This is a genomic window from Paenibacillus sp. UNC451MF (genome assembly GCF_000686845.1).
Taxonomy (GTDB): Bacteria; Bacillota; Bacilli; order Paenibacillales; family NBRC-103111; genus Paenibacillus_S.
On sequence record NZ_JMLS01000026.1, the window covers coordinates 64,942 to 77,406 of the forward strand.

Sequence of the window (12,465 nt, forward strand, 5' to 3'; positions counted from 1 at the left end):
CTTGAATAAGTTCTTATTAGCTTCGCTATCGAAGCTTTCGATATTTAAAAGATTTCGTGGTAAAAGGGGAGAGAACAGTTGAGATACGGCGAATTTGGAAAGACGGGATACCGGGTATCCGCATTAGGGTTTGGAGCGATGAATTTACCAGGGGTATCCCTGGAGCAAGCGGGAGAAACACTGAATTATGCACTGGATCATGGGATTAACTACATTGATACAGCAGCAGGATATCGCAATAGCGAGGAGATTATCGGGGAAACCATCTCTCATCGCCGCTCGGAGTATTTTTTGGCTACGAAGACGAATAAGCGCGATTACGCTTCCGCCAAGGAAGAAATCGAACGCAGCCTGGTAAGAATGAAGACCGATGTCATCGATTTGCTGCAAATTCATTATGTAAACTATGTGAGTGAGTATAAGCTGGCAATGGAAGACAATGGGGCATATAAAGCGGCCTTGGAGATGAAAGAGGCTGGAAAGGTACGCTACATAGGGATCACAGGCCATCGTCCTGAACTATTGGCGAAGTGGATCAGCAAGGGCGATTTTGATCAAGTCTTATTCCATCTCAATCTGGCGCAGCCCTTTGCGCTGGACGAACTTATCCCAATGGCTACGCAAATGGGAATGGGCAAAGTGGCCATGAAGCCGCTGTCCGGAGGATTTATTCAGCCTGTTGAGAAGGCTATCCGGTACCCTTACAGCCAAAATGTTGATGTTATTATTTCTGGAATGGTTAGTGTAGACGAGGTCAAACAAAATTTAGCTGCAATGGAGCTTGAGGTTGATACGACGGAGCGTAAGGAGCTGGAATCTTTGGCACTCGAGCTCGGGAGTCATAATTGCCGCCGTTGTAACTACTGCTCCTGTCCGATTGGGGTTACCATTCCGGATATTATGATATCGAGCCAAGTACGACAAACCTTCGGTTTGCTGCCGAAGGGAGACGGCTTCTATGAACGGCAAAAAGAGAAGATTCTCTCCTGCGCGGATTATGAGCCCTGTAGAGAGAAGCCGCTTTGCGAGGAGAAATGTCCTTATCATCTGCCTATGCAAAAGGTGGTTCAAGAAGCGGCTTCTTACTACCGTTAATTACAGGCTATTTGTGACGTTGCCCACCGGGTAACGTCCCTTCTTACTGCTTAGCGCAATGAAGGGCTTGCATTTAGTCCTAGTCAGAGACATACATGAAAAAAATGCTGCCCTTAGGCAGCACTTGTAAATGCATTTTATCTTAGCGATTCAAGAGTCAGATGAGGTAGCAGTCTTTCTCGAATTTTATGATTAAGCCGAAATACTTTTATTTTTGTTTTTAGTAGAAGAGGTGGTAGCCGACATCATCGTCAATGCCGTTTCCTCCAGGTCTTTCATGCGAATCACCAAGCGGTTGATCTCGTCGGTTGTATAAGACAAATTGGTTGTTCGCTGCTCCAACTGCGAAAGATCGATGCTAATCCATCCGGTTTTACGCTTGTGGGCGCTTAAATCGAAAGACAGCACTGGAATGGAGGCAACTGTTCCGCCATGTCCCTGCAGAACCGAAGCGGCTCTATTGGAATCTTCGCTTATATCGTTCAGATGAAAGAATAGCTTACGAGATTTCCAGCGGAGAAAGCCTGGTTGGAACGCAATGATAATCAGCGACTCTTCACCGTTCTCCTGCTTGTAAATGGCGAGATTCTTTGAGTTTTTCGTAGTGCGAATATATTGATACTTCTTAATGTCAGGCAAAAATAGTACGATCAGAATCGGAATCGCGCTGGCTGCATAGATGAGCATTTCAGATTGAAAGAGTGCGGCTAATCCTAACAAAGCGGCAAACAGTATAATAAACATCCAAAATAATTTTACATTTTTTTTCGACAAGTGAGCCATCCCCCAGATGGAAAGCAAAATGGTAAAGCCGATATATTCACAATATTCCTATTCTACCATAACGACCATAGCAAATTAAAGCGATTTCCCATTTTTGCGGTATGTCAAATTTATGTAGGCATCACTTTAAGCGGATAGGAGCGCTAGGGTCAAGTCTATGCTACTAGTTGACATACGTGACTATGGGCATGAAGTTTCGTGATATATCGACATGGGCCGAGAAAATTTACGAAATCAGGTTTCCTACAGAAAACTCAGCTTATGCTTACGAAGTAAGTTTTCTTTCAGAAAACTCAGCTTATGCTTACGAAGTAAGTTTTCTTTCAGAAAACTCAGCTTATGCTTACGAAGTAAGTTCTCTTTCAGAAAACTTAGCCTGTGCTTACGAAGTAAGTTTTCCTACAGAAAACTCTTAGGAGGGTCAAATCGTGAAGAAAAGAATCGGGATCATAGGGCTAGGAGATATCGCTCAAAAAGTATACTTACCTCTCTTGAGCACGAATGAGAGCGTTCACATTGTTGGCATCAACAGCCGGACACCGGATACGGTGGAAAGAATCGCGAGCCAATACCGCATTAAAGGGCGTTTTGACACGGTTGATGGCCTACTTGCTGAAGAGCCGGAGGCCGTATTCGTGCATAGCCCGACAGAGACTCATTATGATGTGGTCATGGCTTGCTTAAAGAAGAAAGTAGCTGTTTACGTAGACAAGCCATTATCTTATGCTTATCATGAATCCGAGGCTATGGCCCAGTACGCACTTGACCAGGGACTTGTGCTTGGGGTCGGGTTTAACCGCCGCTTTGCTCCTCTCTATGTCCAGGCGAGAAAGTGGCTGGAGGAGGCTGGAGGCTTCGATTTTTGCACCGTTTCCAAACATAGGACGAAGCTGCAAAAACATAGCGCCAAGTTCACTTTGTATGATGATATGATCCATATGCTGGATTTGATGTTATGGTTAGGCGGAGATCACTTCGAAAATTTGCAGTACATAGAAAGTAAGGATGAGGAAGGAAAGCTGCTTTTCGGAACAGGAAGTCTTGTGTTCCCCAGATCTGTTGATGGCCTAGAGACCATTCGTGCAGGTCAGTTCAGTATGGCAAGGCTTGCTGGTGCTGATCATGAAAAGCTCGAGCTGCATGGAAGCGGCCGTTCTGCTGAGGTGACGAATATGGAATCAGCCGTTTTCTCTGAAAAGAATAGTTCTCCTCAGTCAGGGGGCTTTGGCAGCTGGGAGACGATCATATCGCGTCGCGGCTTTACAGGGGCTGTCCATCATTTTCTTGAACATTTGGATGACGCCGCAGCTTGTACAATTCGCGCAGACCGTGTATTACCCGTTCATCAAATGATTGAACGAATGATCGCTCATTTGTAATGCAAGCGGTTATACATAGATAAGGTTAGTCAAGTACCTGAGCAGTTACTAATGAAAATGCAAAGGAGGCTACACTTTTGAGTTCAATGCACCTGGAACACCCTTCTTTTTATGAAAACGCATTTTTGCTTGCTCCAGCCGGTATCGCTATTTCTTCTATAAACGGTGTATGGAACCGTGTTAATCCGGCCCTCTGTCAAATGCTTGGTTACGATGAATGGGAATTAGTGGGGAAAGACATCAAAGCTCTTACGCACCCTGAGGATTGGCCTCATGAAGAACAGCAGCTTAAGGAATTACAGGATGGTCGCTGTCATTCTTCAAGTATGGAAGCCCGCTACATCCACAAATCGGGGCATGTCCTGTGGATGTCGGAACAGGTCTCAGTATTTTGTAATGAGCTGGGGACACCGGACAGCTTATATATATATTTGACCGATATATCGGAGCGAAAGCTTGCAGATCAATTGGAGTCCGTTATTTTGGAGCATTCGCAGGATATTATCGTTTACAGCTCAGCCGATGGAACTTGCCTTTACGCTTCGCCTGCTCTTCAGAATTTGCTTGGCTACCATCCGAATGAGTTTATAGGGCTGAAGCTATTGGACTATTTTCATTCTGAGGATGTAACCAACATCGTGGAGCGCCAATATAGCGATATGGATAAAATCTGCGCTCGATTCCGTCATGCAGATGGGCAATACATATGGTTTGAGACGTCTATCAAAATCATTCGAAATGCGGATGGAGAAGTAGACAAAATCTTGTCCATTGGAAGGGATGTTACGGAACGAATGCTGACGGAGCAAGCCCTTATTAATAGCCAAAGGAGCTTGGCAGAAGCACAGCGGATAGCATCCATCGGCAGCTGGGAATGGGATTTGGAGCGGGATGAGATCTATTGCTCCGAGGAGCTGTTTCGCATTCATGGTATTACGGATAACAAAATAACCGGAAGGTTCGAAACTCTGCTGCATTTTGTTCACCCGGAAGATCATGCTCTCTTGTTGGCTATGTTGAAGAGGGCAATAGATGAAGGGCATAACTTCAGTCTAGAATGTCGTTTAAAGCTATCAGATAATAATGAAAAGCACGTCCACATCCAGGGCGTAGTTGTGTTGGATGAGCAAGGTCAATCAAGCAGGATTCAAGGGACTCTTCAAGACATCAGTGAGCAAAAGAAAATGCAGCAGCTGCTTGAAGAAACAATTGATCGATATACATCATTAAAAAGATATAATCCAGATGCGATAATATCCTTGGATAAAACAGGCTATATCGTTTCAGTTAATCCGGCCGCGGAGCAAATAACGGGATATTCTGCGCAAGAATTGAATGAGTTTCATTATACGGACTTATTCTACTATGAAGATGTAGGGCGCGCCCAGCAGTGGTTTCAACAGTTTATGAAAAATGAATCGGTCGATTGTGGAGAAATGCGGATTGTAGGTAAGGACGGATCTGTCATTGATTTGCTCATTACTCCTGCACCGATCATCATTCGTCATGAAATGGTCGGCTGCTATGTGATGGTTAAAGACATTACCGAGCAAAAGAGGAAGGACGAGCTGCTGCGCAAATCCGAGAAGCTGTCCGTTGTTGGTCAATTGGCGGCAGGCGTGGCCCATGAAATTCGCAATCCGCTAACAGCTTTGAAAGGATTCGTTAAGCTGATGATGCATTCGGACGCCCAGTTTCCCAGATATTTATCCATTATGAAGGAAGAGCTGGATCGCATCGAGCTGATCGTGAGCGAATTATTGATGCTGTCCAAGCCACAGACACTCCAATTAAAAGTGACCGATCTTAAGGATTTAGTAGAAGAGGTTCAAACGTTGATTGGCACGCAGGCGATTATGAAAAACATTGAAATCCAGTTAGCAGCCGAACAAGGGCCTTTTACGGTGCATTGCGACCCTAATCAAATAAAGCAAGTTATTATTAACTTCCTGAAAAACGCAATCGAAGCGATGACGCGCGAGGGGATTATTCAGATTGTTCTTTCTGTGGACGCACTCGGTCATGCGAGGCTGCAGATTATTGATCAAGGCTGCGGCATTCCGGAGGATAAGCTACCTCGGCTTGGAGAGCCTTTCTTCACAACCAAGGAAGGCGGAACGGGATTAGGACTCATGGTCAGCCAAAAAATTATTGAGCATCATGGCGGTAAGATGTCTATTACAAGCAGAGTGAATTACGGAACTATGGTTGAAGTGAGCTTGCCGCTAACGGAACATACTTTGAAAGAACAATCCGTTATGGGGTCATAATAGAAAAAGAGCGCTTCATGAATGGAAAGTGACTTGCGAGCCAAGAGGGAGGAAAGGACAATGAACTTAAAGCAGGAAATCGGGAACAGGGTGCCGCCGGGTCAGACGCTGACACGAGGATTTCCCGTTCTTCACTATGGCAGCGTGCCTTATTATAATGATATGAGCCTATGGAACTTTCGACTGTTCGGACTTGTGGAGGAGGAAGCGACACTTAGCTACCAGGAGTTCATCGCTCTCCCTCGACGGGAGTTCCAGAACGATATTCACTGTGTGACGACTTGGTCCAAGCTGGATAATGTGTGGGAAGGGGTAGCGGTAGCTGAGGTGATGAAGCGGGTTAAGCTGAAGCCTGAAGCTAAGTATGTTATGCTGCATGCTGAGCATGGCTGGACGACGAATCTGCCGCTGGAGGACTTTCTTCGGGAAACTTCGTTCTTTGCCCTTAAGCATAATGGAGAGCTGCTGACTCCAGACCATGGCTACCCGGTTCGTATGGTAGTGCCTCATCTCTATTTCTGGAAAAGCGCCAAATGGCTGCGCGGGATCGAGTTCATGCAAAGCGACAAGCCGGGATTTTGGGAGCGAAACGGATACCATATGTATGGTAATCCGTGGGAAGAACAGCGCTATGATTTTGATTAAAAAAGCCCGATTAGGCATTCAAATCCCAATCGGACAGTAAACAGGCACTCGTCTACCTGGGCCTCATTTGGCCTCGGTGACATCTGTATTGATGGTTATATGAGAGAATACCTCATTAAGAAATTATTTCTTGGCAACCTCGTCTTCAATTTGATACCATAAATCATGAATACGTTGAAGCTGCTGGATTACCTCCTGAGGATCCATGTAGCTTTTTTTCTGTTCTGTTAGAGAATCTTTAAATCTTCCAGGCTAGTAAATTTGTAACCATTCGACCAGAAGCGGTTGTAGTATCAATTCCTCACTCCTGGATTTAATCCCTACGCTGTATTTTTCAAACAAATCGAATAAGTATTCATGAAAAAGGCGTATCGTGGTACGAACCAACACCGTTATATTTATAGTGAATATCAGAATGACCCAGTAGCTCATAAGTGGATGGAACCATATCTAATACGTATGCACGAGATCACATATGAAATGGGAAAGTACTTCAATAAATAGAACAAAGAGGCCTCCTTTAACCGGGGGCCTCACTCTTTAATTCTCATACTGATCGATAAGCAGATAATAAATCCTTCAGTCATTACGATAGTATTTACACACGTAAGTCTCCGCGCGTCTTCCTTCCCTATTTGCTTAAATTCTCTATCTCAATCGATAAGATCCGTTTCTTAAGCGACCAATCCGGTTCTTTTAATATGAACCATTTCTTTCGCTGAATCCCGATTCGTTCTGCAAATATATCAACTTGTCTACCGGCAGCCAGATCAAACAGTACACCTGTTGAATATCCGTCTGGCAGTTTAACGCTTTTAAACATAAGATCACCTTCTATGTAATAAATAAAAAGACCCTTTACTCTTGGGAGCAAAAGGTCTGAGGTAGAGATAGGAAAAACGCTTGGGAGCGATACCTATATTATAACATATTTACTTGCCTTCCCACGCTTTAATTTTCCATCCACATAAATAATCTGGTACAAACGCTGTGTCCGGTCCACTCTTCAGATACCTCTATATTAAATCCGGCTGTTTGAAGCGCAGTAACAACTTTATCTTTAATTCTCTGCAGCTCATTTAGCTCTACGTCTTCATTTATGATTGGGAAAACTAGATCAGGCTCTTGTCCACTTTAATACACAACATTAATTTTCAGTAATCTTCCAATCTACAACATTAAAGAAAAGTTCTCTCGGATCTGATCCATCCAACCTCTTTGCATTTGTCGAGAAATGAATTTGATGCATTCCTGGTGGTAATGTTATCGATTTGTTGAAAAAAGCAGTTTGATTGTTTACCTCAAAAGATTCATTGATTAATCCAGTTAAGAAAACTTTAGATTTATTTGGGTAACCCGTAGACAATCCCAAACTGATAGTTAGTTGTTTAGCTGACGGTGCTGGATTTGTTAAAAATAAATCACCCTCACTGCTACTCCATCGCCAGTTATGTGTTAGATCTTTTTCTAATCCATAGAATCCGTTTGACCATGTATCATTTACCAAGTACATCGCCTTGTTTTTTAGTTTTTCCAATTCATTATGAGGGATATTTAATGTTTTTTCGTACGATCCAAAATCAAAATAAGTTAATCGCTGATCATCGCTTATTATCGGGGTTACATGTAAAATATTCTGTAATTCGGATTCGATTTTTTCTCCATTGTCCTTATAACCAAATCTGTCTATATATATTCCCTGAAATCCTGCATAGATCAGATGGTTGACCATTTCCGGCATAGGCTTTTGAGAAACGAGCTTTTGCCACTGATCACCGTACCTTCCTCTCATAGCCCCATAGCTCCAGCGCAAACTATTAGAGTGAAGATACCCCTTGCTTAAAGCATAATCAGCCATCTTTTCTACTCGTGGGCTCTCTGGATAAGCGACATAAGGAAGTTGAAATATCATTGAGTTTTGAGGAACGCTAGATTCAATGTTCTGGACAAATTTCTGATCACTTTTATATTCATCTTGAACTTTATAATTTACAGCAAACGAGTTTGTTGTTTGGTCCAGCATACCAATAACAAGCACTATTAAAAAAACAATGGATCTCGCAGCTGTACTTTTTACCTTCATCCGTTCCAATAATGAGAAGAATCCAATGAATGATACAAAGGCTATAAACAGTCCAATCCGGTCATATCCTCGAATCTCGGGGACCACAAAAGAAATGATGGCTCCTATACCCCCAATAGTCGATAATAACAATGACAATATATTTATTTTCCCCATTTTATTGATCAAATCCTCTTTCATTGGAGAGAGCAAACTGAACAATAGAATGATAAATCCGATCGTTCCAACGATTCCCAAAGCAGTATGAGCGCTTCCGTAACTGATTGGGAAATTAAGGTTATATTTACTCTTCAATTCTGCTAGCTTATCTATTCTATGGTCATTAACTGGAAGCACAAGCTGGGTAATTTTTAGTCCATATGCTTCAGCCTCACCATAAAATTTGTGAGAAGTTTCGATGTTTTTTCCATGAGTCAATGAATAAGTGAAGTTAGGGCTTAGATTTATCAGACATCCAACTGCAATCACTAGTGTAATGACAAATGGATATAATGATAATTTAATTGATCTACGTTTAATAATCGCAATGATGCCTATCGAAACCAAGAGAAAGCATCCGAAAAATGCGTAATAAACACCTGAGCTCGAGATAATTAATGACAGGATAATAGACCATATGTACATTTTTCTTGATGGACGTTCAATGGTGGACGACCAATAGATCATAAGAACAATGAACGGTATCGTCCAATAAAACCCCAAAAACATATGTGTTGCGTTTCGAAAAAAGTGAAAAGGCAGCATTGTAAATAAGATACCAGTTACAAACGCAGACATATAAGACAACTTCAAGTACCGCGTCACAAAAGCAGCGGCGCATGCACATAAGGGAAATCCAAGAAGAAAAAATAAGTTCATGATAAGACCAAATTTATCTGTAAACCAACTCATGGCTTTAATAAGAAAGAAATTAAACATGTCCGAACCAGCATAATCGTACATTTCTTGTCCAAATGGCATTCCTGCGTTTGAATTTGTTAAGTACCAACCAAAATCAATGATAGTTTTGACCCACCCAGCCACTTGCATTGAGTCACCAACGTAATAGAAAGGAATAGTAAAGTCATATGTCCAAATATTTAGAACCCAAAACGACAGTAAAATTGATATTACGACAAGTGAAGAGTATAAAAAAATGTTGCTTCTATAAGTTGACATCATCTGCTCCATTTCATAATTGATAAAATTAGGTACTATATTACTCTTTTTTGAGTGTGGTCTTGATCATTTTTTCATTCCAAAATCGCTTGGTTTCTTCTGCAAAAGCGCCGTGAGGTTGAGTTTTAAGCCATTCCCACAATTGCTTCTCATTCGGCTTTGATAGATCGAATGGAATGTTTTTACGAACATAATTCATGGCAGCACTCCCTTTTTATATAAATGTATAATTGATTGTCTAAATAAAAGCCGTATAACGGATGCTTTCCAGACCGTTATTTCGACATTTTTCATTATACCATATATTGGGAGGTTGGTATAGATAGTTAGGATAAGTAACAGAGGGATGTGTTTATGGAGAAGGTGGGCGATCCGTTTGTGTAGAATTCATTATCTGCAGGCTGTGAATAATAAAATGAGTTTTATATCGTTGAATTATATCCACCAAGCAGATCCGTGGGAAGAACAGCGCTACGATTTTGATTAGCATATCGAAACCAGGGCCGGGAGAATCCGGCTTTCTTTATGTTCAGGTGTAATGTAAATATAAAATAATGTATTTCAAATAAGGAAGGTGCAGCATGTTTATCACAATGACTTTATCGTTACTTGATCAAGAGCTTGAAAAAATCGAAAAAGCCCTAACCCGCATTTCGGACGAAAACGTTTGGGAAAAGCTTAAAGAGGGGACTAATAGTATTGGTAACCTATGTCTTCATTTGGCTGGAAATGAATACCATAACATTGTGAGCAGTATAGGCGGCCACCCATTTACGAGGGAACGTTCTGCTGAGTTTTTGGCGGAGGGAGGCTATTCCTGCAAGGAATTATATAGCCGCTTGGCTAATGTCAGGGAGCAGTCGAGAAGCATCCTTACAGCCTTAACCGAGGAGGAGCTTGACCGCGAAGTGACGGTTCAGTACCCTCCAGACGCGGGAATTGCGACATACAATCGTCCTATTTCAAGGCTGCTATACCATCTCACTGTTCATTATGGGTATCATACCGGACAGATCGTCTATATGACCCGATTGCTGCAAGAGCAAGATAACAATATTTTGAAATGGAAGCATTAACTTGAATTACATGCATTTTTTTAAACATTGTTCAATAAAAATTGAGGTTTAGGCAGGATAATTGCTTTAACGCGTCGAACAAATATAGGGTTTGGCAATTGCGTATAAAAAAATGGAGGGTAAAACAGCATGAGAAAGGCATCACTTTTGGCACTAACGTTAGTTTTGGGTATCAGCACCGCACTAGCAGGCTGCGGAAAAAAAGAAGCGGCCCCAACGGCTCCAGGAAGCTCGCCTGCACCAGGTAAAGCTGAGACGGTTTCGATGGATATCGGCATGCTTAAGCTGACAAGCTCCGCACCGATATTTATTGCAATGGAGAAAGGGTATTTCAAAGAGGAAGGCATTGACGCCAAGGCGAAGTGGTTCGACGCGGCTCAACCGATTGCAGTAGCTACAGCGGGCGGAAGCGTGCAAGTCGGAGCGACCGGAATCTCGGCAAGCTTATACAACATGGTTGCGGGTGGACAAAAGCTGGTTATCGTTGCAGACAAGGGTAGAGAGCAAAAAGGCTATTCTTCCACAGCTTTGATGGTTCCTACAGATTCTGCTGTGAAATCCATAGAGCAGCTAAAAGGCAAAAAAATCGGGATCACCCAAACAGGCTCCACGTATCATTACATGGTGGGACGTCTGCTTGAGAAACACGGCTTGACGCTGAAGGACGTTGAACTCGTTCCATTGAACAGCATTAAAGGCTTGATGGAATCGCTGAAAAGCAAACAGGTCGACGCTGTTATGTTGAACGAGCCCAACCTGACTACGGTTGTTAAAGAAGGCTATGGCCGCACTTTGGCACAAGTAGGGGACGAGATTGAATATCAAACTTCAGGAGTGTTCTTCTCTCCTAAGCTTGCAGATAACAAGGACTTGTCCGTACGCTTCTTGAAGGCTTATGCAAAAGCAACACGCTACTATTACGACGCGGTATTGACTCTTAAAGACGGAAAAGTTGTTCCTGGAGGCAACTATGACGATGTCGTTAAAATTATCGCTAAGTACACGGATCAACCTGAAGAAACTGTAAAGCAAGGCTTGCCTTACATGGATCGTGACGGAAAACTTCTCGCTACGGACATCAAAACCCAAGTGGATTGGTATGCCAAAGAAAAGCTGATCGATAAAGCTGTTGACCCTGCTGGCATTATTAACACCGATCTGCTGAATGAAGCGTTGAAGCAGTTGGGGAAATAATGCAATGAGGATCGTAGTAGATAACGTAGAGAAAAAATTTATCGACTCCAAGAAGCGGGAAGTTACTGCACTGCAAAACATTAACTTCGCGATTGAAGAGCAGGAATTTGTTGTCCTGGTTGGACCTAGCGGCTGCGGGAAATCGACACTGCTCAATATAGTCGGGGGACTTTTGTCCCCTTCCTCGGGTGAAGTTTATTTCGAGGGATTTAATGCAGCGAAGCCGCCGCGCCTCGGAATTGTGTTTCAGGAAATTGCTCTGTTCCCTTGGCGTACAGTTTATGAGAATGTGGTCTTCGGGCTGGAAGAGCAAGGGGCAAGCAAGCAGGAACAGAAGGAAAAAGGTCAGCATTACATTGATATGGTTGGTCTTACAGGCTTTGAATCGGCGTTCCCTAAGCAATTATCGGGTGGGATGCGCCAACGTGCGGGTATCGCAAGAGCGCTAGCCGTCGAACCGGACCTGCTGCTCATGGATGAGCCGTTCTCGGCTCTCGATGCACAAACCCGAACGCTAATGCAGGAAGAGCTGCTGTCGATATGGGATCGCACCCGATTGAGCACGCTTTATGTCACGCACAACATTCAAGAGGCCGTTTATTTGGCGGATCGGGTTATTGTACTTTCCCGTCATCCAGGTCAAATTAAAGCGCAAATCCGGATTGACCTGCCTAAAATGGGCAGAGATAAGGATGAGCACCGCGTAGCTTTTGAGAAATACACCGATGAAATCTGGCAGCTTATTCGGCATGATGCCCAAGAAGCTCTAAAGGAGGGATAAC

General features: G+C 43.1%; 11 protein-coding genes. 7 read left to right on the forward strand and 4 right to left on the reverse strand.

The window, feature by feature from the left end:
* Positions 1-78 precede the first annotated feature (78 nt).
* Positions 79-1,095 (forward strand): aldo/keto reductase, encoded by a 1,017-nt coding sequence (locus BP97_RS0124305; protein WP_028551457.1) that lies wholly within the window; start codon positions 79-81, stop codon positions 1,093-1,095.
* A 192-nt stretch (positions 1,096-1,287) separates the two neighbouring features.
* On the opposite strand, the gene BP97_RS37280 is transcribed toward BP97_RS0124305, so the two are convergent.
* Entirely contained in the window at positions 1,288-1,869 is a 582-nt protein-coding gene (locus BP97_RS37280) for a hypothetical protein (RefSeq protein ID WP_051620929.1), read from the reverse strand.
* Positions 1,870-2,306: 437 nt separating this feature from the next.
* On the opposite strand from BP97_RS37280, the gene BP97_RS0124320 reads away from it, so the two are divergent.
* The 3 genes from BP97_RS0124320 to BP97_RS0124330 all read left to right on the forward strand — a co-directional run bounded on the left by BP97_RS0124320 (position 2,307) and on the right by BP97_RS0124330 (position 6,172).
* Entirely contained in the window at positions 2,307-3,257 is a 951-nt protein-coding gene (locus BP97_RS0124320) for a Gfo/Idh/MocA family protein (protein WP_028551459.1), read from the forward strand.
* Positions 3,258-3,343: 86 nt separating this feature from the next.
* Entirely contained in the window at positions 3,344-5,527 is a 2,184-nt protein-coding gene (locus tag BP97_RS37285; protein ID WP_231506380.1) for a PAS domain S-box protein, read from the forward strand.
* 60 nt (positions 5,528-5,587) lie between these two features.
* Positions 5,588-6,172 carry a sulfite oxidase-like oxidoreductase gene (locus BP97_RS0124330; RefSeq protein WP_028551460.1) on the forward strand — a complete coding sequence of 195 codons (585 nt, stop codon included), beginning with the start codon at positions 5,588-5,590 and terminating at the stop codon, positions 6,170-6,172.
* 631 nt (positions 6,173-6,803) lie between these two features.
* On the opposite strand, the gene BP97_RS0124340 is transcribed toward BP97_RS0124330, so the two are convergent.
* The 3 genes from BP97_RS0124340 to BP97_RS40325 all read right to left on the reverse strand — a co-directional run bounded on the left by BP97_RS0124340 (position 6,804) and on the right by BP97_RS40325 (position 9,612).
* Complete coding sequence (locus BP97_RS0124340) at positions 6,804-6,995, reverse strand: hypothetical protein (protein WP_028551461.1); 192 nt, start codon at positions 6,993-6,995, stop codon at positions 6,804-6,806.
* Positions 6,996-7,319: 324 nt separating this feature from the next.
* The gene (locus BP97_RS0124345) at positions 7,320-9,278 is read right to left on the reverse strand and encodes a hypothetical protein (RefSeq protein WP_156043300.1); all 1,959 of its coding nucleotides are present in this window, start codon (positions 9,276-9,278) and stop codon (positions 7,320-7,322) included.
* A gap of 175 nt (positions 9,279-9,453) precedes the next feature.
* The gene (locus tag BP97_RS40325) at positions 9,454-9,612 is read right to left on the reverse strand and encodes a hypothetical protein (RefSeq protein WP_156043301.1); all 159 of its coding nucleotides are present in this window, start codon (positions 9,610-9,612) and stop codon (positions 9,454-9,456) included.
* A gap of 382 nt (positions 9,613-9,994) precedes the next feature.
* Between BP97_RS40325 and BP97_RS0124355 the strand changes: the two genes are divergently transcribed.
* The 3 genes from BP97_RS0124355 to BP97_RS0124365 all read left to right on the forward strand — a co-directional run bounded on the left by BP97_RS0124355 (position 9,995) and on the right by BP97_RS0124365 (position 12,464).
* Positions 9,995-10,489 carry a DinB family protein gene (locus BP97_RS0124355; protein WP_028551463.1) on the forward strand — a complete coding sequence of 165 codons (495 nt, stop codon included), beginning with the start codon at positions 9,995-9,997 and terminating at the stop codon, positions 10,487-10,489.
* Between the two features lie 129 nt (positions 10,490-10,618).
* A complete protein-coding gene (locus BP97_RS0124360; protein WP_028551464.1) occupies positions 10,619-11,683 on the forward strand; it encodes an ABC transporter substrate-binding protein in 1,065 nt (354 codons plus the stop codon).
* A gap of 4 nt (positions 11,684-11,687) precedes the next feature.
* Positions 11,688-12,464: an ABC transporter ATP-binding protein gene (locus tag BP97_RS0124365; RefSeq protein ID WP_028551465.1), complete on the forward strand. Its 777-nt coding sequence runs from the start codon at positions 11,688-11,690 to the stop codon at positions 12,462-12,464.
* Position 12,465 lies beyond the last annotated feature (1 nt).